The 24,906-nt window shown below is 67.2% G+C and carries 21 protein-coding genes and 1 pseudogene; 14 read left to right on the top strand and 8 right to left on the bottom strand.

Translation table 11 applies throughout. The annotated features are described in order from the left end of the window. Positions 1-8 precede the first annotated feature (8 nt). The 4 genes from EJV46_RS11125 to EJV46_RS11110 are packed head-to-tail and all read right to left on the bottom strand — an operon-like array spanning position 9 to position 3,151. Positions 9-938, bottom strand: a complete 930-nt coding sequence (locus EJV46_RS11125) for a phosphatidate cytidylyltransferase (protein ID WP_131548681.1) — start codon at positions 936-938, stop codon at positions 9-11. After that, complete coding sequence (locus EJV46_RS11120) at positions 935-1,540, bottom strand: lysophospholipid acyltransferase family protein (protein ID WP_131548680.1); 606 nt, start codon at positions 1,538-1,540, stop codon at positions 935-937. Before EJV46_RS11120 ends, EJV46_RS11125 begins: the two co-directional genes overlap by 4 nt. Next, entirely contained in the window at positions 1,537-2,148 is a 612-nt protein-coding gene (locus EJV46_RS11115; protein WP_131548679.1) for a CDP-alcohol phosphatidyltransferase family protein, read from the bottom strand. The genes EJV46_RS11120 and EJV46_RS11115 overlap by 4 nt, the downstream gene beginning before the upstream one ends. Before the next feature lie 43 nt (positions 2,149-2,191). After that, a complete protein-coding gene (locus tag EJV46_RS11110) occupies positions 2,192-3,151 on the bottom strand; it encodes a tripartite tricarboxylate transporter substrate binding protein (protein WP_131548678.1) in 960 nt (319 codons plus the stop codon). A gap of 96 nt (positions 3,152-3,247) precedes the next feature. On the opposite strand from EJV46_RS11110, the gene EJV46_RS11105 reads away from it, so the two are divergent. Then, positions 3,248-4,087 (top strand): amidohydrolase family protein, encoded by an 840-nt coding sequence (locus EJV46_RS11105; RefSeq protein WP_131548677.1) that lies wholly within the window; start codon positions 3,248-3,250, stop codon positions 4,085-4,087. A gap of 76 nt (positions 4,088-4,163) precedes the next feature. Here the strand turns inward: EJV46_RS11105 and EJV46_RS11100 are convergent, their stop codons facing one another. Further along, a complete protein-coding gene (locus EJV46_RS11100) occupies positions 4,164-4,925 on the bottom strand; it encodes a hypothetical protein (protein ID WP_131548676.1) in 762 nt (253 codons plus the stop codon). Between the two features lie 388 nt (positions 4,926-5,313). Between EJV46_RS11100 and EJV46_RS11095 the strand changes: the two genes are divergently transcribed. Next, positions 5,314-6,807: an ATP-binding protein gene (locus EJV46_RS11095; protein WP_131548675.1), complete on the top strand. Its 1,494-nt coding sequence runs from the start codon at positions 5,314-5,316 to the stop codon at positions 6,805-6,807. A 63-nt stretch (positions 6,808-6,870) separates the two neighbouring features. Here the strand turns inward: EJV46_RS11095 and EJV46_RS11090 are convergent, their stop codons facing one another. Further along, the gene (locus EJV46_RS11090; RefSeq protein WP_131548674.1) at positions 6,871-7,782 is read right to left on the bottom strand and encodes an ornithine cyclodeaminase family protein; all 912 of its coding nucleotides are present in this window, start codon (positions 7,780-7,782) and stop codon (positions 6,871-6,873) included. A 136-nt stretch (positions 7,783-7,918) separates the two neighbouring features. Here EJV46_RS11090 and EJV46_RS11085 point away from each other — a divergent pair, with 136 nt between their 5' ends. The 6 genes from EJV46_RS11085 to EJV46_RS11060 all read left to right on the top strand — a co-directional run bounded on the left by EJV46_RS11085 (position 7,919) and on the right by EJV46_RS11060 (position 15,115). Continuing rightward, a complete protein-coding gene (locus tag EJV46_RS11085; RefSeq protein WP_240782509.1) occupies positions 7,919-8,989 on the top strand; it encodes an amino acid ABC transporter substrate-binding protein in 1,071 nt (356 codons plus the stop codon). A gap of 114 nt (positions 8,990-9,103) precedes the next feature. Beyond that, positions 9,104-10,306, top strand: coding sequence for an amino acid ABC transporter permease (locus tag EJV46_RS11080; RefSeq protein ID WP_131548673.1), 1,203 nt, complete (start codon positions 9,104-9,106; stop codon positions 10,304-10,306). A 67-nt stretch (positions 10,307-10,373) separates the two neighbouring features. After that, positions 10,374-11,519 carry an amino acid ABC transporter permease gene (locus tag EJV46_RS11075; protein WP_131548672.1) on the top strand — a complete coding sequence of 382 codons (1,146 nt, stop codon included), beginning with the start codon at positions 10,374-10,376 and terminating at the stop codon, positions 11,517-11,519. Between the two features lie 45 nt (positions 11,520-11,564). Then, on the top strand, positions 11,565-12,344 hold the full coding sequence (locus EJV46_RS11070) for an amino acid ABC transporter ATP-binding protein (RefSeq protein ID WP_131548671.1): 780 nt from the start codon (positions 11,565-11,567) through the stop codon (positions 12,342-12,344). Between the two features lie 135 nt (positions 12,345-12,479). After that, a complete protein-coding gene (locus tag EJV46_RS11065; RefSeq protein ID WP_240782508.1) occupies positions 12,480-14,363 on the top strand; it encodes a potassium transporter Kup in 1,884 nt (627 codons plus the stop codon). Next, entirely contained in the window at positions 14,363-15,115 is a 753-nt protein-coding gene (locus EJV46_RS11060) for a 1-acyl-sn-glycerol-3-phosphate acyltransferase (protein ID WP_240782507.1), read from the top strand. The genes EJV46_RS11065 and EJV46_RS11060 overlap by 1 nt, the downstream gene beginning before the upstream one ends. Here the strand turns inward: EJV46_RS11060 and EJV46_RS11055 are convergent. Further along, a pseudogene (locus EJV46_RS11055) lies at positions 15,091-16,071 on the bottom strand (sialic acid TRAP transporter substrate-binding protein SiaP). The gene EJV46_RS11060 and the pseudogene EJV46_RS11055 overlap by 25 nt on opposite strands. 386 nt (positions 16,072-16,457) lie before the next feature. Here EJV46_RS11055 and EJV46_RS11050 point away from each other — a divergent pair. From EJV46_RS11050 to EJV46_RS11040, 3 genes are all read left to right on the top strand, one after another. Continuing rightward, entirely contained in the window at positions 16,458-18,728 is a 2,271-nt protein-coding gene (locus EJV46_RS11050; RefSeq protein ID WP_165585476.1) for an AAA family ATPase, read from the top strand. 17 nt (positions 18,729-18,745) lie between these two features. Further along, positions 18,746-19,756, top strand: a complete 1,011-nt coding sequence (locus EJV46_RS11045; RefSeq protein WP_240782506.1) for a C-terminal binding protein — start codon at positions 18,746-18,748, stop codon at positions 19,754-19,756. A 107-nt stretch (positions 19,757-19,863) separates the two neighbouring features. Next, the gene (locus EJV46_RS11040; protein WP_131548668.1) at positions 19,864-20,445 is read left to right on the top strand and encodes a transposase; all 582 of its coding nucleotides are present in this window, start codon (positions 19,864-19,866) and stop codon (positions 20,443-20,445) included. A gap of 13 nt (positions 20,446-20,458) precedes the next feature. Here EJV46_RS11040 and EJV46_RS11035 read toward each other — a convergent pair whose 3' ends face one another. Further along, positions 20,459-21,178 (bottom strand): aspartate/glutamate racemase family protein, encoded by a 720-nt coding sequence (locus tag EJV46_RS11035; RefSeq protein WP_131548667.1) that lies wholly within the window; start codon positions 21,176-21,178, stop codon positions 20,459-20,461. Between the two features lie 132 nt (positions 21,179-21,310). On the opposite strand from EJV46_RS11035, the gene EJV46_RS11030 reads away from it, so the two are divergent. The 3 genes from EJV46_RS11030 (at position 21,311) to EJV46_RS11020 (ending at position 24,904) form a co-directional block, all read left to right on the top strand. Continuing rightward, complete coding sequence (locus EJV46_RS11030) at positions 21,311-22,924, top strand: ABC transporter substrate-binding protein (RefSeq protein WP_131548666.1); 1,614 nt, start codon at positions 21,311-21,313, stop codon at positions 22,922-22,924. A gap of 74 nt (positions 22,925-22,998) precedes the next feature. Further along, a complete protein-coding gene (locus EJV46_RS11025) occupies positions 22,999-23,952 on the top strand; it encodes an ABC transporter permease (protein ID WP_131548665.1) in 954 nt (317 codons plus the stop codon). 46 nt (positions 23,953-23,998) lie between these two features. After that, the gene (locus EJV46_RS11020; protein WP_131548664.1) at positions 23,999-24,904 is read left to right on the top strand and encodes an ABC transporter permease; all 906 of its coding nucleotides are present in this window, start codon (positions 23,999-24,001) and stop codon (positions 24,902-24,904) included. Positions 24,905-24,906: the final 2 nt, after the last annotated feature.

Below are 24,906 nucleotides of genomic sequence, written 5' to 3'. Positions count from 1 at the left end.
ATCGTGCTCTAAACGGTCCAGAAGTAGCGCGTGATGTGGAAGAAGAGCGGGGCCGCGAAGGTCAGCGAATCGACACGGTCCAGCACGCCGCCGTGGCCCTCGATGACGTAGCCCCAGTCCTTCGCGCCGAGGTCGCGCTTGATGGCCGAGAGCACGAAGCCGCCGAAGAAGCCGGCGGTGACGATCACGGCAGAGACGCCAGCGGCCTCCAGCGGCGAAAAGGGCGTCAGCCCATGCAGCAGCACGCCGATCGCGATCGCCGTCAGCCCGCCGCCGATCAGCCCTTCCAGCGTCTTGGACGGGCTGATTCCCGGCGCGAAGCGGCGTTTGCCGATCAGCTTGCCCCAGACGTACTGGAACACGTCGCTGAGCTGCACGACGACGATGAGGTAGACCAGCAGCAGGGAGGACGGCGTGCCGGTGTCGAGCAGCAGCAGCGCGGGCGCGTGGCTCACCGAATAGACGCAGAGCATCAGCCCCCACTGCACCTTCGCGCTGCGCGCGAGAAAATCCTTCGCGTCGCCGGAGAGCGTGGTGAGCGCGGGCAGGATCAGGAAGGCGTAGACGGGGATGAAGATCGAGGCCAGGCCGTACCAGCCGTCGAGCAGCAGCGCGAAGTGGATCGGCAGGACCACGAAGAAGGAGAGGAAGAGCGCGAGCTGGTCGCCGCGCCGTGCGGGCGTCAGCGTCCAGAACTCGCGCAGCGCGGTGAAGGAGAGCAGCGCGAAGAGCAGGATGGTCGTCGTCGCGCCTGCCCAGATCGCGCCGCCCAGCACGGCCACCATCACCCACCAGGAGCGCGTGCGCGCATTCAGGTTGTGGATCGTGGCCCGGGCCTTCTCGTCCCCCGCGCGACGGGCCAGCACGAAGCCGGCGACGGAGGCGACGACTAGGATCGTCAGGATCGTCGCGACGACATGCAGCAGCGGGCCGTTCATGCGACGAGGTCCAGCACGGATTGGCGGGCGCGGCGCAGGAAGGCGCCCCTGTCCTCACCCTCCTCCAGCCGGATCGGCGCGCCGAAGCGCGCGGTGCAGGTGATCGGCACGATCAGCAGGCTCCCCTTCGGCAGGATGCGCTGGAGGTTGTCGAGATGCACCGGGATCAGCTCCACCTCCGGAAACCGCGCGGCGATGCGGTGCAGCCCGCCGCGGAAGGGCCCCATCTCCTCGCCCGAGCCGCGCGTGCCCTCGGGGAAGATCAGGATGGAGCGGCCGCGCTCCAGCACCGCGGCGGCAGGGCCGAGCGGGTCCTCGCCGCGCACCGGCTTGCGGTCGATGAGCACGGCGCGCAGCCCCGTCTCGGCGATCCAGCGCAGCACGGCGTTGCGGCCCCAGTAGTCGCGCGCCGCGACGGGATGGGTGAGGCGCCGCACCGGCCAGGGCAGGGCCGCCATGACCGCGACCGTGTCGAGATGGCTGCCATGATTGGCGAAGTAGATGCGCTGGGCGGTGGAGGGCGCGCAGCCGCGCCAGTCGGCCCGGGCGCCGACGAGGAAGCGCACCAGGAGGATCAGCACCCGGCGGATCAGCGCGGTCATGCGCGCAATCCGCGCGCGATGCCCTGGCTGCGGGTCACGCAGGTCACCAGGCTGCCGAGCGCGATCGCCCCGCCGCAGACCAGCAGCGCCCAGCGCGTGCCGAAGAGCGGCAGTTCGATCGCCGCCAGCACCAGCGCGGCCGTGAGCGCGGCCATGCGGCGCTGCTTCGCCATGATTCCGGAAAAATCCTGCGCCAGGCCGACCGATCCGCCGAAGACGCGCACATAGGCCGTCAGCGCCGCCAGCAGCGCGCAGGCCCAGCCGAGCCAGGGCATCCCCGCCGCATAGCCGAGCGGCACGAGGAAGAGCGTGTCGGCGATGCGGTCCGGGAACTCGTTGTAGAGCGCGCCCGTCGCCGTCTTCATGCCCCCCTCGATGGCGACCATGCCGTCCAGCAGGTTGCACACCAGCCGCGCCTGCACGCAGAGCGCCGCGACGACCCAGGCCAGCGGATGCGGCACCAGCATCAGCGCGCCGCCGATGGCGGCGAAGCCCACCGAGGCCACGGAGATGCTGTTGGGCGTGACGCCGGCCCGCGCCAGTCGTCCGGCCAGCGCGATGGCCCAGCCCGAAGACCGGCTGGCGATCGGTCTGCGTGCGGCTTCCAAGCTCGCCCTCCCTCGAATCGGTGCGAGAGAAGGTTATACGGGTCTATCGCCGGACCGCGACCCTCAAGGCGTCCAGCACCTCATCCATCGCCCGCTGGAAGCCGGGGCCATCGAGATAGCCGTCCAGCGCGCCGGTGCGCTCGAGGAAGGTGTTCCAGGCCGGCGCCTGCATGCCGCGGCGGAAGCGGTCATGCAGCGAGGCGTAGATCTCGTCGGGCAGGCCGGCAGGGGCGGAGAGGCCCTTCATGTTCTCGATGATGACGTTCCAGCCGTTCTCCTTCAGCGTCGGCACGTTGCGGAAGGCGGGCAGCCGCTCCTCCGACGCGACGGCGAGCGGCACGACCTCGCCCGCATTGGAGAGGCCGGCCATTTCCTCCGGCGCCAGCACCGCGAGCTCGACGGTGTTGGACATCAGCGCCGCCAGCGAGGGCGCGCCGCCGGTGAAGGGAATGTGCAGGAAGTCCACGCCCGCCGCCTGCTGCAGCAGCACGAAGACCGCGTGGTAGATCGAGCCGATGCCCGAGGAGGCGTGCGGGATCGTGCCCGGCTGCGCCTTCGCGGCCTCCACGGCCTGTCGGATATCGCCGAACCGCCCGCCGCGCTTGGCGACGATCATCAGCGGCTGGCGCGTCAGGCGGATGATCGCGCGGAAGGAGCGCTTCGGGTCATAGGGCAGGTCGCGGAAGGCGGGCAGGGAGATGCTCTCGCTGCCGCCGCCGACCAGCAGGTTGAGCCCGTCCGGCGCCATGCCCGCCACGGCCTGCGCCGCGATGGCGCCGCCCGCGCCCGGCCGGTTCACCACGACGAGCGGCGTCTGGAAGAAGGGCGTCGCCGCCTCGCCCGCGGCACGCGCCGCGAGGTCGGCGCCGCCGCCGGGCGCGAAGCCGACGATGAGCTGGACCGGCCGTGCCGGCGCCCAGGCCGCGCTTGAGCTTGCCGTGCTTGCCGCGCTCATGGTGGCGAGAGTGGCGCCGCCTGCCAGCAGGCTTCTGCGACCGAACATCAGATCCTCCCAAGGATTTGCGCGGGAAGATGGACCGCCCCGCGTGGATGGACAACGGGTCTGCGCCGGGCTTCGCTCCGCTCCCGAGGAGTCTCCATGCCGACCATGCCCCGCCTTTCCGTGCCCGAGGGCGCGACGGACTGCCACATGCACATCTACGGCCCGGCCGGGCGCTATCCCGTCGCGCCCAGCAATCCGTCGCCGGTGCCCTTCGCTTACGACCTGGAGGCTTACCGGAAGATGAAAGCGGCGCTCGGCCTCTCGCGCACCGTGATCGTGCAGCCCACCGCCTATGGCGCCGACAATGCCTGCACCATGGATGCCGTGGCGGCGCTCGGTCTCGACGCCGCGCGCGCCGTGGTGGTCGTCACCCTCGACACGCCGGAGGCCGAGCTCGCGCGGCTGCACGCGGCCGGCGCCCGCGGCGCGCGCTGCTTCCTGCTGAAGGGCGGGCTGATCCCCTGGGAGAAGCTGCACGAGATGGGCGCGAAGGTCGGCCCGCTCGGCTGGCACCTGCAGCTCCAGTTCGACGGCGGCGAGATGCCGGAGCGCGAGGCGCTGATCCGCGCGCTGCCCTGCCCGGTCGTGATCGACCACATCGGGCGCTTCCACGATCCCGTGACGGCTGAAGCGCCGCCGGTCCAGGCGCTGAAGCGGCTGCTGCAGGCGGGGCATGTCTGGATGAAGGCCTCCTCGCCCTATGGCGTGTCGCGCTCCGGCCCGCCCGGCTATGCCGACGTGTCCGCCGTCGCGCGCGCGCTCGTCGCGGCGGCGCCGGAGCGGGTGGTCTGGGGGTCCAACTGGCCGCATCCCAACGTCCTCGAGAACAAGCCGGACGAGGCGGCGCTGCTGGACCTGCTCGGCGACTGGGCGCCGGACGAGGCCACGCGCCAGGCTATCCTCGTGGAGAACCCGGCGCGGCTCTACGAATTCTGAACACGGAGGATCCAGCGCCAGGCGTCGGAGGGACACGGGAGCATCCAGCCGCAAAGCGGCTGGCGCCGCCTGAGGGCTAGGAATACGTCTCCGCGACGCGCGGATCGTCCATCCGGCGGAGGAAGTCGAGGAACCAGCGGTGCCGTTCCGTCAGGATCCGGATCGTCTCGGGCTGGAGCTCGCGCCGGTGCCGCCCCGGCGCGGTATCGGTCCCGGCCCATCGATGGCCGATCCACTCCTCGTTCGCCGCCAGGTTCGAGACCCTCTCCAGCTCGATCCGCCGACGCTGGTCCTCCGTCATCTCCTCCGGCCGAAGGCCGAAAAAGGCGCAGGCCCGCTCGACCACCGTATCGAAGCCGAGGCAGAACATCGCATAGCCGACGAAGAGCCGGTCCGGCGGGGCGATCTTCCGCGTGACCTCGAAGAACCGGCGGAGATAGGCCTCGTTGCCCTGCGCCAGGGCGAAATGATCGATGCCGGCGGCCGCCACCCGGGCCCGGCGCGCCTCGGTCTGCTCCGACGTCTCGCTCGGCACCGGATGCTCGAACTGCCAGTGATACTGGTTGCAGACCAGGTCCCGCGGATCCCGCGCATTCAGGACGAACCGGTAGTCCGAGAGCGACGTCCGTGGGTTGAAGAGCTGCGGCGCCCGGTGCAGCACGAGCCGGTCCTGCGCCGGCGGAAACTCGGTCGCCACGTCCCGGAGCCGGCCCTCGCGAAGGAGGCGGTCGACCCAGCGATCGGTCCTGTAGCTCTGGGCGGCGATCGCCGCGAGCCAGCGGAACATGGACTCCGAGGCGCTGGTCGGCGTCGAGAGGAAGATCACGCTTCGGGCCATGCCGGGATCATAGGCCACGGACAGGCTCGGGACATAGCGCGGGCCGGCGGCGAGATGGCCCAGGCTTCCTCATGCCGCAGGATTCCCGGCAGCCACGGCAGGGATTATGTCCCAGGAATATACCGTGCCAGGCCGGGAACGCTTCGTGAATCGCCCCCGCGAGTCGTCGATCCGGAATCTCGTCGAATCAGGGCCGTGACCCGATTCGCAGGAACGAATCGCTGACGCTCCTCAGATTCCACTGGAACACAACGTATTGTGGTCGTCCGCCTATCGCATCCCAAGGCCGTTCGCGCTTCGTGCGGGTGAGTCGCCTCGATTCGCGCGCGGGGCGGGAATCCGCGACCCGCCCCTGCCCCTTCCGGCCGCGAGGCTGTAGGAGGTGCCCATGACGATCGGGATCGAGATGGGCCAGACGCGCCAGGGCGCGGCAGCGACGCTCGACCTGGAGGAGCTGATCTCCACAAGGCTGCTGGTGCAGGGCAATTCCGGCTCGGGCAAGTCGCATCTGCTGCGGCGGCTGCTGGAGCAGAGCGCCCTCTGGGTCCAACAGGTGGTGATCGATCCGGAGGGCGACTTCGTCACCCTGGCCGACCGCTTCGGCCATCTGGTCATCGACGCCGCCGATCATTCCGAGGCCACCCTGGCCCGCGCGGCCGACCGTGCCCGGCGGCACCGCGTCTCGGTCGTGCTGAACCTCGACAGCGTCGAGGTCGAGCAGCAGCTGCGCTGCGCCGCCGCCTTCCTGGGCGGGCTCTTCGACGTCGAGCGCGACGCCTGGAGCCCCGTGATGGTGGTGGTGGACGAGGCGCAGCTCTTCGCCCCCGCCATGGCCGGCGAGGCCTCGGACGAGGCGCGCCGCGCCTCGCTCGCCGCCATGACGAACCTGATGTGCCGGGGGCGGAAGCGCGGGCTGGCCGGGGTGATCGCCACGCAGCGGCTCGCCAAGCTGGCGAAGAACGTGGCCGCCGAGGCCTCCAACTTCATGATGGGCCGCACCTTCCTCGACATCGACATGGCCCGCGCGGCCGACCTCCTGGGCATGGAGCGGCGCCAGGCGGAATCCTTCCGCGACCTCGAGCGGGGGCATTTCGTCGGGCTCGGGCCCGCCCTTTCCCGCCGCCCGGTCGCCATCCGGATCGGCGGCGTGGAGACGGCATCCCGCAGCGCCGGACCGCAGCTGATGGCGCCGCCCATGCCGGCGACGGCGGAGGAGGCGCGGGAGCTGATCCTGGAAGGGCCGGAGCCCGAGGCTCGCCTCCCCGCGCCGCGCCGCGCGCCGCGCCCGCCGGCGCCGGACATCCTCCTGCAGCTCGCCCAGTTCCGGCCGCCGCCGGTGCATCAGGCCGAGGCGCCCGCGCCCCTGACCGCCGAGGAAATGGAGCTTCGGAAGGCACGGATCGACGCGACCCTCCATCATGTGCTCGCCGACGAGGAGGCCGCCTTCCGGCCGGCCGGCGTGCTCTACCAGGATTTCCTGGTCCGCCTGCGGATCCAGGAGATCGAGGGGCCGCCGGATCTCGCCGCCTTCCGCCGGATGCTGGCCACCGCGCGCGCCGGCGTCGCCCCCGGGGTCGCCGAGGGCGAGGAGTGGCAGGCCGCCGTGGCCCGGGCCGAGGCGCTGCCGGAGGATGCGCAAGGCGTCTACCTCCTGCTGGCCCGGGCGGCGCGGGACGGCCTGCCCTGTCCCTCGGACGCGACCATCGCCCGCGCCTATGGCACCCGTTCGGCCGGGCGGGCGCGGCGGCTGCTGACCTGGATGGAGGAGCAGAAGGCGGTGGTCCTGCGGAGCGAGCGCGGCGGCAAGCGCTCGATCGCGCTGGTGGGCCTCGGGTGGGAGACGACGGCCGGCGATCCCAACGGGCCGGATCAGGAGCCTTGAATCACGGAATGGCCGGTGCCGGCTTCGGCCATGGGCGGCGGCGCAGGCGCTGCCGCCGGCTGCTCAGGCCTGGGTGGCCAGCACCGCCGCGGCGAGATCCTCGCCGGCCCAGCCCACCGACTTGAACAGGGTGATCTGCTCCGCGCTGGTCCGGCCCGGGTGGCGGCCCCTGCAGAGCTCCGACAGCTCGGCCGCGATATCGGCCTCCGTGATGTGCCCCTCGGCGATGGCCTGCACCACGTCCCCCGCCTCGGCGAGGCCGCCCGCGCGCGTGTCCACCACGCAGAGCGCCCGGGCCAGGGCCGCGCCGTCCGCCTCGCGCATGTCGGCCCGGAAGGCGCCCACCAGGTCCAGATGCGTCCCGGGCGAGAGCGCCGCCCCATGGATCAGCGGCTCGCGCGCGAGGGTCGCGGCGCTCACGATGTCGAAGCCGGCCGGGTCGGCATGGGCCGTGGCCCGGGCCGGCACGCCATGCGCCGCGAGCCGCTCCGCCAGCGCCCGGGCCTTCTCCTCCCGGCGCGACCAGATGGCGACCTCCTCCAGCGGGAAGCTGGCGGCATAGGCCTCGGCCAGCGCCGCGGCGACCTTGCCGGAGCCCAGCACCAGCAGGCGCCGGGCCTCCGGCCGCGCCAGGTAGCGCGCCGCGAGGACCGAGGCCGCCGCCGTCCGCCGGTCGGTCAGCTCCCCGCCGTCCAGCAGCGCGATCGGCATGCCCGTCACCGCGTCCGACAGCAGATAGGCGGCCTGGACCGAGGCCTGCCCCCTTGCCGTGTTGCCGGGCGCCACATGGACGATCTTCACCCCCGAATGCGTCGCGCTGACGGCCGGCATCAGCAGCAGGGTTCCATCGGCCGGGAGCGGGTGCCGGTGGCGCAGGGGCGCGTGACATCCCTCGACGAACACGGCGCGCAATGCCTCGACCAGGGCGGGCCAGGGCAGGCGGGCGGCGATTTCTGCCTTATCGAGTTGCAGCATGGGGTTCCGGGCCTGGGGCGACGGATCATTGTGCGATTGATCCTCGGCGCTTCCTAGCGCAGCATCGGCGGATCGGCGATATGGGCCACCTCCGTGCCCTGACGAGACTGCGGGAGACTTCAAGGACATGAAATCCATGACGAAAACGATGATGGGGGCGTTCGCGGCCCTCCTGACCGCGGCGGCCCTGCCCGCCCTGGCCCAGGCGCCGGCCCCGGCCCCCGCTCCCGCGGCGCCGGCTGCCGCCCCCGCCGCGAATGCCAATACCCTCGATGCCATCCGCGCCCGCGGCAACCTGATCTGCGGCGTCAGCACGGGCCTGGCCGGCTTCTCGATGCCCGACAGCCAGGGCGCGTGGCGCGGCTTCGACGTCGACTTCTGCCGCGCCCTCGCGGCCGCCATCTTCGGCGACCCCAGCAAGGTCCGCTTCGTGCCGACGACCGCGCAGGTCCGCTTCACGGCGCTGCAGTCCGGCGAGGTCGACATCCTGAGCCGCAACACGACCTGGACGCTCTCGCGGGACACGTCGCTCGGCCTCGATTTCCCGACGACCACCTTCTATGACGGCCAGGGCTTCATGGTGAAGCGCAGCCTGAACGTGACGAGCGCCGCCCAGCTGGAGGGCGCCACCGTCTGCGTCCAGCCCGGCACCACCACCGAGCAGAACCTCGCCGACTGGTCCCGTGCGGCCCGCGTCTCGATCCGCCCCGTGGTGATCGAGCGCGTCGAGGACAACGTCTCCGCCTATATCGCCGGCCGCTGCGACGCTTATACGACCGACGTCTCGGGTCTTGCCGCCGTCCGCTCGGCGCAGACGACTCCCAATGACCACGTCATCCTGCCGGACGTGATCAGCAAGGAGCCGCTCGGCCCGGCGGTGCGCCATGGCGACCAGCGCTTCGCCGACATCGTGCGCTGGACGCATTTCGGCATGCTCGCCGCCGAGGAGCTCGGCTTGAACTCCACCAATGTCCAGGCGGCCGTCGGCACCGAGACCCGGCCCGAGGCGCAGCGCCTGCTCGGCAAGACGGGCGATCTCGGCCGGATGCTCGGGCTGGACAATGCCTGGATGGTCAACGTCATCCGCACGGTCGGCAACTATAGCGAGGTCTTCGAGCGGAACCTGACGCCGATCGGCCTGCAAAGGGGCCGGAATGGCTTGTGGACGGCGCAAGGCGGCCTGCAATACGCTCCGCCCTTCCGGTGAGGCGCTCAGTCCAGGGCTGTTGAATGACTTCGGGGCCGGGGCGCCAGCCGCGCCGGCCCCTCTCCCAGAAGGCGGAAGACCGCCCTGGGCCTAACTGAGACAGGGACAGATTACATGTCAGGGGCCTCCACCGACCCGCGCCTGCTGCGCAAGGCGCCGCCGCGACCGCTCCGGATCTCCTGGTCGGATGAGCGATTCCGCAACATCGTCTACCAGGTCCTCGTCGTCGCTGCCGTCCTGACGCTCTTCGGCTGGCTCTGGTCGAACACGCGCTACAACCTCGAGGTCCGGCGCATCGCCACCGGCTGGGGCTTCCTCTCGCGGGAGGCCGGGCTGCCCATCGGCGAGCACCTGATCGACTACGATCCCTCCATGTCCTATTTCCGGGCGCTGCTGGTCGGCGTCCTGAACACGCTGAAGGTGGCGATCATCGGCATCGTGCTGGCGACCGTCCTGGGCACGCTGCTCGGCGTGGCGCGGCTCTCCCGGAACTGGATGCTGGCGAAGTTCGCCGGCGCCTATGTCGAGATCGTGCGCGACCTGCCGCTGCTGCTGCAGCTGCTCTTCTGGTACTCGCTGCTCCAGGGCCTGCCCGGGCCGCGCCAGGCCTTCAACCCCGTGACGGGCGTGTTCCTCTCGAATCGCGGCCTGAAGCTCCCCTATATCCAGTGGGAGGCGGCCCATAGCTGGGCGCTGCTGGCCTTCGTCGTGGGCGTCGTGATCACCTACTTCTATCGTCGGGCGGCGCGCGCGAAGCAGATGCGGGATGGCCAGATCCGGCCCATCTGGCCCTTCGCGCTCGCGGCGATCCTGGGCCTGCCCCTCCTGGTCTGGGCCGCGCTGGGCGCGCCCTTCACGCCCGACGTGCCGGAGTTGCGCGGCTTCAACTTCCGCGGCGGCCTCGACGTCAGCCCCGAATTCTTCGCCCTGCTGCTCGGCCTCACCCTCTACACGGCGGGCTTCATCGCCGAGATCGTGCGCGCCGGCATCCTGGCCGTGAGCCAGGGGCAGTGGGAGGCGGCCCAGGCGCTGGGCCTGCCCCGCGGCCGGGTGATGAACCTGATCGTGCTGCCCCAGGCCATGCGCGTGATCATCCCGCCGATGACCAGCCAGTTCCTGAATATCACGAAGAACTCGTCGCTCGCCGTGGCCATCGGCTACCAGGACATCGTGTCGATCGCCAATACGACGCTGAACCAGACGGGGCAGGCGATCGAGGGCATCGCCATCATCATGCTGGTTTACCTGACCATCAGCCTGTCGATCAGCCTGTTCATGAACTGGTACAACAAGCGCATTGCGCTGGTCGAACGATGAGGGGAGGCCGAACCATGCGCTTGTTGTCGACCGTTCGCTTCGCCGGTGGAACGTTGAGGAGCGCCACATGAGCGAAATCGCCGCCGACGGCACGCCCCTCGTCGCCCCCCCCGAGCCCCGCCGCGCGCCGATCACCATGATCGGCCCCGTCGCCTGGGCGCGCGAAAACCTCTTCGCCAATTGGTGGTCCACCGCGATCACCCTGGCGATGATCTACCTCATCGTGAAGTTCGCGGTCAGCTTCGTCAGCTGGGCCTTCCTGAACGCGGTCTGGGTCGTGCCGGTGAGCCCGCAGGGCATCGCGAACACCGAGGCCTGCCGGGCTCTCAAGGGGGTCGGCGCCTGCTGGGCCGTGATCACCGAGAAGCACCGCTTCATCCTCTTCGGCACCTATCCCTATGAGCAGCACTGGCGGCCGCTGATCGTCTGCCTGCTCTTCATCGGCCTCTACATCGTCTCGGCCATGCGGCGCTTCTGGCGCTGGGAGCTGGCGCTGGTCTGGATCGGCGTGCTGACCCTGATCGGCGTCCTGATGTGGGGCGGCATCCTGGGCATGCCCTATGTCCCGCAGGAGCGCTGGGGCGGCCTGCCGATCACCCTGATCCTCGCCACCTTCGGGCTGGCCTTCGCCTTCCCGCTCTCGATCCTGGTGGCCCTCGGCCGGCGGTCGAGGCTGCCGGCGATCAAGGCGCTCTGCGTGCTCTATGTCGAGCTGATCCGCGGCGTGCCGTTGATCTCCCTGCTCTTCATGGCGAGCGTGATGTTCCCGCTCTTCCTCCCCGAGGGGCTGAACATCGACAAGCTGCTGCGCGCGCAGATCGCCATCATCCTCTTCGCGGGCGCCTATCTCGCCGAGGTCGTGCGCGCCGGCCTGCAGGCCCTGCCGCGCGGCCAGTACGAGGCGGCCGAGGCGCTGGGCCTCAGCTACTGGAAGAAGACCGGCTTCATCATCCTGCCGCAGGCGCTGCGCCTGGTGATCCCGCCGCTGGTGAACACCTTCATCGGCTTCTTCAAGGACACCTCGCTGGTGCTGATCATCGGCATCTTCGACCTGCTGACCGCGGGCAAGACGGCGATCATCGAGCCGGCCTGGCAGGGCTTCGGCGTCGAGGTCTACATCACGCTCGGTCTCATCTACTTCTGCTTCTGCTTCGCCATGTCGAAGTACAGCTCGGGGCTGGAGGCGGAGTTCAACCGCCATCGCCGCCGGTGACCGCTTCCTCCGCCCCTTTCCCGACCTTCCGGAGACCCGCATTCCATGTCGGCTGCTGAAACCCTCGCCTCTTCCGTCCGCAAGGGCGCGCCTGCCATCACCCTCGCCGGCGTGAACAAGTGGTTCGGCGCGCTTCACGTGCTGCGCGACATCAACCTCGACGTCGCCATGGGTGAGCGCGTGGTGGTCTGCGGCCCCTCGGGCTCCGGCAAGTCCACGCTCATCCGCTGCATCAACCGGCTGGAGGAGCACCAGGAGGGCCAGATCGTCGTGGACGGCATCGAGCTGTCCAACGACCTGCGCAGCCTGGACGCCATCCGCCGCGAGGTCGGCATGGTGTTCCAGTCCTTCAACCTCTTCCCGCACCTGACCATCCTGGAGAACTGCACCCTCGCCCCCATCTGGGTCCGCAAGATGCCGAAGAAGGAGGCCGAGGCGCTGGCGATGGAGTATCTGGAGCGCGTCCGCATCCCCGAGCAGGCGGCCAAGTACCCCGGCCAGCTCTCGGGCGGGCAGCAGCAGCGGGTGGCGATCGCCCGGGCGCTCTGCATGAAGCCCAAGATCATGCTCTTCGACGAGCCGACCTCGGCGCTCGACCCCGAGATGATCAAGGAGGTGCTCGACACCATGGTCATGCTCGCCGAGACCGGCATGACCATGATCTGCGTGACCCACGAGATGGGCTTCGCCCGCACCGTGGCCGACCGGGTGGTCTTCATGGACCGCGGCGAGATCGTCGAGCAGGGCGTGCCGGAGGAACTCTTCGCCAATCCCAGGACGGACCGGCTGAAGACCTTCCTCAGCCAGATCCTTCGGGGACACTGATCCCCCCAGGCGGCAGGCTGACCGGGGCGCGCGAGGCTTCCCTTGCGGCCCCGCACCCCGGGCTGCCATCCGCCGCCGGGCTCTGGTAGAGAGGGGGCGGACCGACACCGCGCCCCCTCCTTTCAAGGCCCGTCATTGACCGCCCCATCGCATGCTTCCGAGAAGCTGACCGCCGCCTCGCTGCTCGGCGTCCTGGGTGTCGTCTATGGCGATATCGGCACCTCGCCCCTCTACGCGCTCAAGGCCGCCCTGCTGCATTTCGACGAGGGCGGGATCGAGCACTGGGAGATCCTGGGCGTCCTCTCCCTGATCTTCTGGTCGCTGATGCTGACGGTCACGCTGAAATACGTGGCCTTCGTCATGCGCGCCGACAACAAGGGCGAGGGCGGCATCATGGCCCTCATGGCGCTGGCCCAGCGCTCCGCCACGACGGATCGCGGCAAGTTCGTCATCTCGCTGATCGGCATCTCGGGCGCCGCCCTCTTCCTCGGCGACGGGATGATCACCCCGGCCATCTCCGTCCTCTCGGCGGTCGAGGGCCTCAAGGTCATCAACCCGGTCTTCGAGAACGTCGTGATCCCGCTGACGCTCGGGGTCCTGCTGGCGCTCTTCCTGATCCAGTACCGGGGCACCGGCAGCGTGGGGAAGGTCTTCGGCCCGGTCTGCGCGCTGTGGTTCGGCACGATCGGACTGCTCGGCCTGATCGAATGCGTGCAGAACCCGGCCGTCTTCGCCGCGCTCTCGCCCTGGCCCGCCATCGAGTTCTGCATCCACTACCACCTGGCCGCCTTCATCGCGATGGGCGCCGTGGTGCTGGCCGTGACCGGCGCCGAGGCCCTCTATGCCGACATGGGGCATTTCGGCCGCAGGCCGATCCAGATGGCCTGGCTCTTCTTCGTCCTGCCGGCGCTGGCGCTGAACTACTTCGGCCAGGGCGCGCTGCTGCTGCAGGAGCCGGGCGCCATCTCCAACCCCTTCTTCCTTCTGGCCCCGGAGTGGTTCCGGCTCCCCCTCGTCATCCTGGCCACGGCGGCGACCATCATCGCCAGCCAGGCGATGATCTCGGGCGCCTTCTCCATCGCGCGGCAATGCGTGCAGCTCGGCTTCGCGCCGCGCCTCGAGGTCGTCCACACCAGCAACACCGAGGAGGGGCAGATCTACATGCCCCAGGTGAACTTCGCGCTGCTCGTCGGCGTCATGATCCTGGTGCTGGAGTTCAAGAACAGCGACAGCCTCGCCGCCGCCTACGGCCTCGCGGTCACGGGCACCTTCCTCTGCACCACGATCCTGGCCCTGCTGGTCTTCCGCCGCCAGTTCGGCTGGCACTGGTCGCTGGTGCTGATCGTCTTCGTGCCGCTGCTGATGCTCGACGTCTCCTATTTCATCGCGACGGCGCTGAAGATTCCCGAGGGCGGCTACGTGCCGGTGATCATCGGCCTCGTCACCTTCACCATGATGCTCACCTGGTACCGCGGCCGGCAGCTGCTCTTCGCCCGCTTCCGGCAGGACAGCCTGCCGCTGAAATCCTTCCTCGCCCGCCTGCCGCAGTCGCGCACGACGCGGGTGCCCGGCATCGCCGTCTTCATGACTGGCCAGGCCGACTACCTGCCCGGCGCGCTGCTGCACAACCTCAAGCACAACAAGGTGCTGCATGAGCGCGTGCTCTTCGTGACCGTCCGCAACGAGGACATCCCGACGGTCGCGATCGAGAAGCGCGCCGAGGTGACGGATTTCGGCGGCGACATCCACCGCATCATCCTCTGCTACGGCTTCCAGGAGAGCCCCAACATCCCGCGCGAGCTGGAGCGGCTGGCGGCCGAGGGCCTCATCACCTTCGAGACGATGCAGGCCAGCTACTTCCTCGGCCGCGAGACCATCGTCGCGGCCACCGTGCCGAAGATGGCCCGCTGGCAGCAATGGCTCTTCACGCTGCTGAGCCGCAATTCCGTGCCGGCCACGGAGTTCTTCAAGATCCCCTCCGACCGCGTGGTCGAGCTGGGCGCCCGCGTCGCGATCTGATGCCGATGCTTGTGCTGCGCTCGCTGTTGTTCAACCTGGCCTTCTTCGGCTTCGGGGGAGGCTACCTGATCCTCGGCGTGCCGCTGCTGCTCGGCCCGCGACGGCTGCAGCGCCGGGCGATGCGGTGGATGGCCCAGGCGCTGGTCTGGATCATGGGCTGGTCGGTCGGCGTCAAGATCCGCGTCACCGGGCGCGAGCACCTGCCCGTCGAGGGCGGCGCGCTCATCGCCGCCAAGCACCAGTCGGCCTTCGACACGGTGATCTGGTTCACCCTGGTGCCGGACGTCGCCTATGTGATGAAGAAGGAGCTCTTCCTCATCCCCTTCTACGGCTGGTTCGCGCGCCGCGCGCCGATGATCGGCGTGGACCGCGCCGCCGGCGGCAGGGCCATGCGGCAGATGATCCGCGAGGCGCAGGAGCTGACGCGCCAGGGCCGCCAGATCGTGATCTTCCCGGAAGGCACCCGGACCTCGCCCGGGCAGCGCGTGCCCTACCAGCCCGGCGTCGTCGCGCTGGCCTCCACGCTGAAGCTCCCGGTGATCCCCGTCGCGACCAATTCGGGCGAGTTCTGGGGCCGTCGCAACTTCATCAAGCGCCCCGGCGTGCTGGAGGTTCGCGTGCTGCCGCCGCTGGTGGTCCCGCGCGAGGAGCTGCTGGAACGGCTGGAAGACGTGATCGAGACGGAGCAGCTCAAGCTCGGGCGCCACGACGCGCCGGAGCCCGCGCGTCAGAGGGCCTGCAGCCGGTCGTAGAGCGCCCGCGTCCAGCCCACGCCCTCGTTGTGCCGCGGCGTGCAGGCGGCGCGGAAGGCCGCGCGATCCGGCTCCTGCACCGTCTTGCCCTGGGCGCGGAACCAGCCGGCCAGCGCCTGCTCCTGACCGCGGATGTTCTCGCCGGCGCGGTCGGAGGCCTGCTTCAGCACCGCCTGGAACACCTGCCGGTCCGCCGGCGAAAGCCGCCGCCAGGTCCGGTTGCCGACGATGGTCAGCAGGCTTTCGGTGATGTGGCCCGTCAGGCTGATATGGCTCTGCACCTCGTGGAACTTCTTCGCCTGGATCGTCGGCAGCGGGTTCTCCTGCGCGTCCACCGTGCCGGCCTACAGCGCCTGGTACACCTCGGCGAAGGGCATCGGCGTGGCATGGGCGCCGACCGCGCGCGTGAACATCAGGAAGGAGGGCGCCTGCGGCACGCGCAGCTTCAGCCCGCGCATGTCGCCGGGCTGCAGGATGCTGCGGTTCGCCGTCACGTGCCGTTCGCCGTAATAGGTGAGCGCCAGGGCGTGATGGCCGGTCTGCCGGTCGTAGCCGGCCACCAGCTCGCGATGCAGCTCCGAGGCGCGGTACTTCTGGAAGTGGTCGTAGTCGCGCAGCATGTAGGGCGCGTGGGAGATGGAGATGGGCCGGTGGCTCGCGGCCGCGAAGGCCACGCCCGTGTAGATCATGTCCACGCTGCCCAGCGTCAGCCCCTGGTTGATCTGCGGCTCGTTGCCGAGCGCCGAGGCGGCGAAGACCTGGATGTTCCAGCGGCCGCCGGTGCGCCGCGCGATCTCGCCCGCCGCCCATTGCGCCTCGGCGTGATAGGGCTCCTCGACCTCGTAGCCATGCGCCCAGCGCAGCCGCGTGCCCTGCGCGACGGCCGGGTTCCCGAGGAAAGGGGCGGGGAGGGCGGCGGCGCCGAGGCCCAATCCCAGCGAGCGACGACGGATCATGGACCTGTCTCCCGGGATCTTTCGTCTGTGGCCGCGATGCTGCCGCCAAGGACCGGCCTTCCGCAACAAGGAAACGCGCGGCCGGATGGCGCCCGGAGACCGAGGAAGCGGGGCGGAGAAGCCCGATCCGGCGGCGAGGGGGGACGAGCCATGGACAGGATCGCGGATGCGCCTGCCGCGAGCGGCGTGGTCCAACCGCCGAGGCCGGGATCGACCCTCTTCGGCGAGGTGGTGGGCGAGGCCAACCAGGTGGCGAAGAGCGAGGTGCTGGGGTTTGGCGATGCGAAGTTTGCGCCTTGGGTTTTGGGAGCGACAATGTAAGTCTCACCATTGCGATAAAATGGCAATTTTGGTAAAATTATCGAAGATAGTGCGGGGGAATTGAGTTGTTCATAAAATCTCTTTACCTGCGTCGTTTTCGTAGTCTCTTTGATGCGAATATCGATGACATCTCCAATTTTAATGTCTTCATCGGGAAAAATAACGCAGGAAAGTCGACTGTCTTAGCAGCCATAGATATGGCTTTAAACCATTTGAAGTCCGCCAGAGTTGCACACAACTGGAGAACACGCAGTCAGCCAGAGAGCGAGTTTTCTCACAAAAACCTCGATAATCCCATACAAATTGAAATGACCTTTATGGTCACGCCTGCTCAAGACGAAGAAATTCGTAGTCTTGTCGCGAAAGAGAGTCCTGGTTCGGATGCGATACTTAGAGATCTAAGACCCTGCGCGACATTTTCCGCCATAGTTAGCGCAGGAATATTAAATTCTCAACCGACAATTTACATAGAATCACTTGCACGAGGAGATATTGATCGAAGTGATAATGTACTAAGGGTTAAAGAAAGGCCGTTTTTTGGTTTGTCCGCTACAACAGCAGAGGAACTTCTGAAAATTAGCAACGAAATTACCGGACTTCGAGGCGACATTACAGCTCTTGAAAATTTGAGGGAACATCCTAATCTTGAGTACTATTTCCGTGATTATCCTGGAGGTCCTAGAGCTGGTATATCCTCTGTGTTACGAAATTATTCTAATAATACCCAAAGAATAACACGCATTGAAAGTTCTATAATTGAGTATGATACTTCTTTTACAAAGATTTCATCGCGAGATATTTTTATGCAATTTGTAGATTGGTTGACCCGTGAAACTGAAAATAAAATTGAAGGTTATACTGCAACCCAAACAACAAATCCTATACAAGCCTTTTCAGGTGTCGTTTATATAGTACCTCAATATGTTTCTGAAATATGCCGAAATATCATGAATTGCGAATTATTACATCTTACAGAAGATAGATCAGCTGTAGGAATAGAGGAGGCTTCTCAGCTTCTATCTATGAAAAATCAACGCGGCGGTATGCCTCGTTTAACGAAACTCCAGCAGACAATTCAAGGTCTTTTGGGGGTGCGCTTGGATGCATTCGAAGCAGCGCAACAAGATGATCGACGTGTTGTTCGTCCAACACGCCGTACAAACACACGGAATTCTCGTGGCGAACCGCTGCGAGCTGCTGAAATCGACGTAGATGATTTTTTAGTAGAAATAAATGGAGCTGGTATCCGAGAAGCGTTACGTATCGTTTTAGATGTGGAACTAGGAGATCCAGGCATAGTCTTAATTGAGGAGCCGGAAGTACATTTACATCCAGGATTAGAAAAAATTATGCACAATTATTTGGTAGATAAATCGAAGGAGCGGCAAATTTTTATTGCAACCCATTCGACTAGTTTTGTTGACATATCATCGAATCAAACAATATATTTATTAGATCGAAAATCTGACAAAACTTCTATAGTCAATCAAATTGAATCTGAAGAAAATATGCTCCAGATACCGGAAAATATCGGTCTTCGGCCAAGTTCCGTTTTAATGTTTGATCGTCTTATATTTGTTGAGGGCCCTACAGATGAAGGTGTATTCCGGGCTTTTGCTAATAACTTGCAAATAGATGTTGCTTCAGCGGGAATTAATTTCATACACACAGGAGGATCTGCTGGTTTTTCCAGCTTTTCTGCGGAAGCAACAATAAATCTACTTTCGCGGCGTCAAATTAAGATGTGGTTTATAATAGATAGGGACGAAAAAAATGATCGAGATGTAGAAAAAATGCTTGCTCGACTGGGTGCGCGAGCGCAGTTGAAAGTTTTTCAGAAAAGAGAGATCGAAAATTATTTGATAAATACGGGAGCTATTTTCCAAGTAATTTCTGACAGACTTGAAAAGTTAAAAAAACCAAAATCTGACTTATCTGTAGAAATTATTTCTGGACATATAGAGAAGATTGTTGCCGGATTAAAGTCACGGGTGCAAGATTTACATTTAGGAAATCTCTTATTAAAGCCTTTATATCCTCAACGCTTAGATGGTTCTGTTTTGGATAAATTAGAAAAGGCCAAACAAAATCTGGATAGTTTAATAGAAACCGCAGCAACTGAAATACAAAGAATAACTGATCAAATCGAAACTCAATGGGAAACACACCAAACAGATCTAAGCCCCGGATCATTGATTTTGGAGGGGATTTTTTCTGTGTATAATCTTAGATACGATAAAGTTGTGGATGGACCGAGAATTGCGAGTATTATTCCATCAGATGAAATAGACGAGGAAGTTACTGCCTTCCTAACGCATATTACGCAAAAAACATAGATCAGGGAAGTAAAGCATTGTCTATTCTCGTCCTAGAACCTGAATCCCTCTACCCCGACACCGCGCTGGAACAGCGCATCATGGGCGACGGCGTCCGCATCGTCACCGGCACCGCCAAAAAATCCCTCATGGAACTCCCCGACGCGCTCTGCGCCGAGGTTGACGGCCTCATGACCCTCCGCCTCGCCGTCCCCGCGGAGGCGCTCGCCAAATTCCCCAGGCTCAAAGTCGTGATCCGCATGGGCGTGGGCTACGACCGCGTGGACCGCGCCGAATGCGCGCGCCGCGGCATCAAGGTCTGCAACGTGCCCGACTACGGCACGCAGGAGGTCGCGGACACCGCCATCGCCCTCACCGTGGCACTTCGGCGCGGGCTGGTGCTGCATCACGACGCCCAGCGGCAGGACCCGCCGGCACCCTGGGCCGTCATCCCAAACCCCATCGTCCGCCGCTTCGAGGTGCAGACCTTCGGCGTGCTCGGCCTGGGGCGCATCGGCACGGCGGCGGCGCTGCGGGCCAAGGCGCTCGGCTTCAAGGTCGCCTTCTACGACCCGGCTTTGCCCAACGGCGCCGACCGCGCGATCGGCGTGCAGCGGATGGAGAGCCTGGAGGCGCTGATGGCCGTCTCCGACGTGCTCTCCATCCACTGCCCGCTCACGCGCAGCACGCGCGGCCTGGTCGGCGCGAAGGAGCTGGCGCTGCTGCCGAAGAACGCGGTGGTGATCAACACGGCGCGCGGCCCGATCCTGGACATCGACGCGCTGGAGGCCGCCCTGCGCTCCGGCCACGTCGCGGCGGCGGGCCTGGACGTGCTGCCGGTGGAGCCCCCGGTCGAGCCCATCCCCAACCTGCTGCGCGCCTATCGCGCGAAGGAGGAGTGGCTGATGGGCCGCCTCGTGATCATGCCGCATGTCGCCTTCCACAGCCCCGAGGCCTGGGACGACATCCGCCTGAAGTCCGCCGAGACGATGCGCGACGTGCTGGTCCGCGGCCTCCAGACCAACGTCATCCCCCCCGAGAGCGACTGAAGTCTTGGGGTCCGGGGCCTTTCGGCCCCGGGCGGGGTGCGGGGCGAGGCCCCGCTCTTCCCTGAATTTTCTTGCTTTGTTCCAGACTTTTTTCCTATTCTCAGGAGATGGCCTCTCCCCTCCGCATCCCCCACGCCCCCCTCTCCGATGCCGAATGGGAGGCCCTGGGCCCCTTCGTCCTCCGCTGCCACCGCGGCCGCCCCTGCGACCACCGCGCCCGCTTCGACGCCATCTTCCGCCTCGCCGCCACCGACGGCCCCTGGCGCGACCTCCCCGAGACCTACGGCAAGCCCGACACCATCTCCCGCTACTTCCGCCGCCTCGCCCATGAGGGCTTCTGGGAGCGCATCCTGCTCGCCCTCGCCGCGGTGCCGGAATCGCACCCGCTCCGCCGCCTCCTCGGCCCCATCTGCCGCGCCGCCCGCCGCGCCATCCGCCTCCGCGGCCTGCGCATCATCCTTCTCGCCCGCCGCCTGAACCTCAAGCGCGCCCTGCCGGCCCCGCCCTGGATGTGCCCCGATCCGGATTTGTCCGAAATCCTCTTCGACCTGCAGTGGAGGCGCCTTCCCACCCTGCGGGACCAGCCGAAGGCGCGCGCCATCGCCTGGCTCCGCGCCATGCGGCGCTGCATCGGCGTCGTCGCCGGGCGCCGATACATCCCGCGGGCGCTGAAGGCCTGCTGGCCGTGATCCGTGACCCGTCTCAGCCCTCCAGGGCGCGCGCGAGCGCGTCGCTCAGTCCCACGCTCGGCGCCGGCTGCATCGGCGTGGTGCCGGGCCGTGCGTCCTGGGCGGATTCGAGGGTCACCCGCAGGCAGTCCAGCACCGGCACGCTCACGCGCGATCGCAGCCGGTCCGCAAGGCCCACCAGCCCCGCCCCGCCGAGCACCACCGCATCCGCCCCGGCCGCGGCCTGCTCCTCCGCCGCCTCGGCCAGCAGGTCCAGCGCGCGGTCGGGCTCTCGGGCGATCATGTCGCCGGTGGGCGCGACGGCGGCGACGCGCACCTGGTCGGCCGCATACCCGCGCAGCAACGCGAATTCCCGGAGCATGGGCACCCAGGCCGTCCCGCCCGTCAGCAGCGCCACGCGCGCGCCGAGGCGCAGGGCCGCGGGGATGGAGGCGTCGGCCAGGCCGAGGACGGGGATGGGCAGCATCTCGCGCGCGGCGTCGAGCCCAGGGTCGCCGAAGCAGGCGATGATGGCGGCGCCGAAGCCCTCCGGGTTGTCGGCGCCGACGCGCTCGGCCAGCAGGTCCAGCACCGCATGCGCCGCGATGGCCGAGGCCGCGCGCGTGGCGATGTAGCGCGCGCCGAAGCGGGCGGTGGCCGGGACGATCTCGTGGCCGCACATCCCACGCGCCGCGGCCGCGAGCCTTTCGGTGATCGCGGGGTCGGTGTTGCCGTTGAGGAGGAGGAGCTTCATCGGCAGGCAGTTCTGCCCCAGGCTTGGGCAAAGGCAAGAGGGCTGTCCGCTAAACCGGCCTTCATGCTGCTTGCCCCGCCAGGTCCCCAGGGCGCTAGATAGATCCCTGCAAGAAACGCGATGGGAGACAACATGCGTCTGCGCCACCTTCTTCTCGCAGCGCTGCTGCCAGCAGGCCTCGCGCTTGCCGCGCCCGCCCAGGCGCAGGGCACGCTGCGGATCGGCATGACGGCGGCCGACATCCCGCTGACCCACGGCCAGCCCGACCAGGGCTTCGAGGGCAACCGCTTCACCGGCATCCCGCTCTATGACGGCCTGACCGCCTGGGACCTCTCGAGCGCCGAGCGCGCCTCGGTCGTCATCGCGGGGCTCGCCACCGAATGGGCGGTGGACGCGAACGACCGCACGCGCTGGGTGTTCCGCCTGCGCCCCGGCGTCACCTTCCATGACGGCAGCCCCTTCAACGCCGATGCCGTGGTCTGGAACGTGCGCAAGGTGCTGGACCGCGAGGCGCCGCACTTCGACCCGCGCCAGGTGGGCCTGACCGCGAGCCGCATGCCCACGCTACGCCGCGCCGAGAAGGTGGACGACATGACCGTCGCGCTCATCACGAGCGAGCCGGACAGCCTGCTGCCCATCAATCTCACCAACCTCTTCATGGCGAGCCCCACGCATTGGGAGGCGCTGCGCGCACGCCACCCGACGGCCGAGGCGACATGGAACGCCTTCGCCGCGCAGCCCAGCGGCACCGGGCCCTTCCGGCTCACGCGCTTCGTCCCGCGTGAGCGGGCGGAGATGACGCGCAACGACAACTACTGGGGCACCAAGGCGAAGCTGGAGCGGGTGGTGCTGCTGCCGATCCCCGAGGCCAATGCGCGCACGGCCGCGCTGCTCTCGGGCCAGGTGGACTGGATCGAGGCGCCCTCGCCGGACGCGGTGCCGCAGCTGCGCCAGCGCGGCATGCAGATCGCCTCGAACCCGCAGCCGCATGTCTGGCCCTGGCAGCCTTGCTTCCTGCCCTCCTCGCCGCTCAGCGACGTGCGGGTCCGCCGCGCGGTGAACCTCGCGATCGACCGTGACGGGCTGCGCACGCTGCTGGGCGGCATGATGCAGCCGGCCGTGGGCACGGTGCCGCCGGGACATCCCTGGTGGGGCAATCCCTCCTTCAACATCCGCACCGACAAGGCCGAGGCGCGGCGCCTGCTGGCCGAAGCCGGCTATGGGCCGCAGCGGCCGTTGACCCTGCGGGTGCAGATCAGCGCCTCGGGCTCGGGCCAGATGCAGCCGCTCTCGATGAACGAGTTCCTGCAGCAGGATCTGCGCGAAGTCGGCATCAACATCGAGTTCGACGTGATCGAGTGGAACGCGCTCTTCACCAATTGGCGCAATGGCTGCGGCCATGCCTCGGCGCGCGGCGCGCATGCCATCAACGTCTCCTTCGCGGCGATGGATCCCTTCTTCGCCATGGTCCGCTTCTGGGACAGCAAGATGGCCGCACCCACGAGCAACAATTGGGGCATGTTCAACAGCCCGCGCTTCGACGAGCTGGTGGCCGCCGCGCGCAACTCCTTCGCGCCGGCGGAGCGCGACGCGGCGCTCGCGCGGCTGCATGCGGCCGGCGTGGACGAGGCGCTGTTCATCTGGATCGCGCATGACGTCGGACCGCGCGCCATGAGCCCCCGGGTGCGCGGCCATGTCCAGCCGCAGAGCTGGTTCGTGGACCTGCGCCTGCCGAGCATTCAGTAAGGAACCGAGGCATGAAAGGACATCGCGAAACGATGGGCCGGGGCGCGAGAGCCCCGCGCACGGGGGGCTAGGCGATGTTCTTCTACCTGTTGCGTCGCCTGCTCTATGCGGTGCCGATCGCCCTGGCGGTGGGCTTCGTGTGCTTCATGCTCGTCCAGATCGCGCCGGGCGATCCGATCAACGCGATCGTCCCGCCCGACGCGCCGCAGGATGTGGTGGAGCAGGTCCGCAAGGATTACGGGCTGGACAAGCCGCTGCCCGTACAGTTCGGCATCTGGCTGTGGAAGGTGGTGCAGGGCGACCTCGGGCGCTCGCTGGCGACGGGCCGGCCGGTGTGGAGCGACCTGCATTCGGCCATCGGCAACACGCTGATGCTGGCGGCCGCGGCCTCGATGCTCGGCTTCGTCCTGGGCTGCATCCTGGGCGGGCTGGCGGGAACCTTCCGGGGAAGCCTGCTGGACCGCGCGGCGGTGACGGTGGCCGTCGCCGGCGTCTCGGTGCCGCATTACTGGCTCGGCATGGTGCTGGTCGTCATCTTCTCGGTGCAGCTGAACTGGCTGCCGGCCATGGGCGCGGGGCCGGGCGGAAGCTCCGACTGGGTCTGGAACTGGGAGCACATCCAGCACCTGGTCCTGCCGGCGGTGACGCTCTCGGTGATCCCCATGGGCATCGTGACGCGGACGGTGCGCGGCATCGTGGCCGAGATCATGAACCAGGAGTTCGTGACGGCGCTGCGTGGCAAGGGGCTGACCTCGTGGAACATCTTCCTCCATGTCGTGAAGAACGCCGCGCCCAACGCGCTGGCGGTGATCGGCCTGCAGCTGGGCTATCTGATGGGCGGCTCGATCCTGGTGGAGACGGTGTTCTCCTGGCCGGGGACGGGGCTGCTGCTGAACAGCGCGATCTTCCAGCGCGACCTGCCGGTGCTCCAGGGAACCATCCTGGTGCTGGCGATGTTCTTCGTGGGGCTGAACCTCGTCGTGGACCTCATCCAGACGACACTGGATCCGCGGATCAAAAGGGCATGATCCGCGCCCACCTCAGCGCGCCTCCGGCGCGACGGATCAAACGCGCATGAGCACCACCACCACCGCCGCGAGCGCGGAACTCGCCGTCCAGGCCAGGCAGGCCGTCGCGAAGTCGCAGGGCTATTGGGCCGGGGTGTGGAAGCGGCTGCGGCGCGACCCGGTCGCGATCGCCTGCGCCTGCGTGCTGCTGGCGATGCTCTTCGTCATCCTCGCCGCGCCCTGGATCGTGCCGCATGATCCCTATCAGGGCAGCATGATGCGCCGGCTGCGGCCGATGGGCACGCCCAACTACCCGCTCGGCACGGACGAGCTGGGGCGGGACATGCTGACGCGGCTGATCTATGGCGGGCGTCTCTCCTGGTTCATGGGGATCGTTCCCGTGGCGCTGGCCTTCTTGGCCGGCACCACGCTGGGCGTGCTGGCGGGCTTCGCGGGCGGACGGCTGAACATGCTGATCATGCGCGTGACCGACGTCTTCTACGCCTTTCCCTCCGTGCTGCTGGCGGTGGCGATCTCGGGGGCGCTGGGGGCGGGCATCATGAACGCCATCCTGGCGCTCACGCTGGTCTTCGTGCCGCCGATCATCCGGGTCGCCGAATCCGTGACGACCGGCGTCCGCAACCTCGACTTCGTGGATGCGGCGCGCGCCTCCGGCGCCTCGGCCTTCACCATCGTGCGGGTGCATGTGCTGGGGAACGTGCTCGGGCCGATCTTCGTCTATTCGACCTCGCTCATCAGCGTCTGCATGATCCTGGCCTCGGGCCTCTCCTTCCTCGGCCTCGGCACCCGGCCGCCGGAGCCGGAATGGGGGCTGATGCTGAACACGCTGCGGACCGCGATCTATGTGCAGCCCTGGGTGGCGGTGCTGCCCGGCGTCTGCATCTTCGTCACCTCGATCTGCTTCAACCTCGTCAGCGACGGGCTGCGCCAGGCGATGGACGTGAAGGGCTGACG

Origin of the sequence: Roseococcus sp. SYP-B2431 (assembly GCF_004336745.1) — a bacterium.
Lineage (GTDB): Bacteria > Pseudomonadota > Alphaproteobacteria > Acetobacterales > Acetobacteraceae > Roseococcus.
Note: the sequence above shows the minus strand (reverse complement) of the source record. Positions and strands in the feature narration are given on the sequence as shown.

Excerpts from the sequence above, each read along its gene's own strand:
- EJV46_RS11030 (WP_131548666.1), top strand. The coding sequence starts at position 21,311 with ATGCGTCTGCGCCACCTTCTTCTCGCAGCGCTGCTGCCAGCAGGCCTC.
- EJV46_RS11070 (WP_131548671.1), top strand. The coding sequence starts at position 11,565 with ATGTCGGCTGCTGAAACCCTCGCCTCTTCCGTCCGCAAGGGCGCGCCT.
- EJV46_RS11090 (WP_131548674.1), bottom strand. The coding sequence starts at position 7,782 with ATGCTGCAACTCGATAAGGCAGAAATCGCCGCCCGCCTGCCCTGGCCC.
- EJV46_RS11075 (WP_131548672.1), top strand. The coding sequence starts at position 10,374 with ATGAGCGAAATCGCCGCCGACGGCACGCCCCTCGTCGCCCCCCCCGAG.
- EJV46_RS11020 (WP_131548664.1), top strand. The coding sequence starts at position 23,999 with ATGAGCACCACCACCACCGCCGCGAGCGCGGAACTCGCCGTCCAGGCC.
- EJV46_RS11085 (WP_240782509.1), top strand. The coding sequence starts at position 7,919 with ATGACGAAAACGATGATGGGGGCGTTCGCGGCCCTCCTGACCGCGGCG.
- EJV46_RS11080 (WP_131548673.1), top strand. The coding sequence starts at position 9,104 with ATGTCAGGGGCCTCCACCGACCCGCGCCTGCTGCGCAAGGCGCCGCCG.
- EJV46_RS11120 (WP_131548680.1), bottom strand. The coding sequence starts at position 1,540 with ATGACCGCGCTGATCCGCCGGGTGCTGATCCTCCTGGTGCGCTTCCTC.
- EJV46_RS11095 (WP_131548675.1), top strand. The coding sequence starts at position 5,314 with ATGACGATCGGGATCGAGATGGGCCAGACGCGCCAGGGCGCGGCAGCG.
- EJV46_RS11105 (WP_131548677.1), top strand. The coding sequence starts at position 3,248 with ATGCCGACCATGCCCCGCCTTTCCGTGCCCGAGGGCGCGACGGACTGC.
- EJV46_RS11035 (WP_131548667.1), bottom strand. The coding sequence starts at position 21,178 with ATGAAGCTCCTCCTCCTCAACGGCAACACCGACCCCGCGATCACCGAA.
- EJV46_RS11040 (WP_131548668.1), top strand. The coding sequence starts at position 19,864 with ATGGCCTCTCCCCTCCGCATCCCCCACGCCCCCCTCTCCGATGCCGAA.
- EJV46_RS11060 (WP_240782507.1), top strand. The coding sequence starts at position 14,363 with ATGCCGATGCTTGTGCTGCGCTCGCTGTTGTTCAACCTGGCCTTCTTC.
- EJV46_RS11100 (WP_131548676.1), bottom strand. The coding sequence starts at position 4,925 with ATGGCCCGAAGCGTGATCTTCCTCTCGACGCCGACCAGCGCCTCGGAG.
- EJV46_RS11110 (WP_131548678.1), bottom strand. The coding sequence starts at position 3,151 with ATGTTCGGTCGCAGAAGCCTGCTGGCAGGCGGCGCCACTCTCGCCACC.
- EJV46_RS11025 (WP_131548665.1), top strand. The coding sequence starts at position 22,999 with ATGTTCTTCTACCTGTTGCGTCGCCTGCTCTATGCGGTGCCGATCGCC.
- EJV46_RS11125 (WP_131548681.1), bottom strand. The coding sequence starts at position 938 with ATGAACGGCCCGCTGCTGCATGTCGTCGCGACGATCCTGACGATCCTA.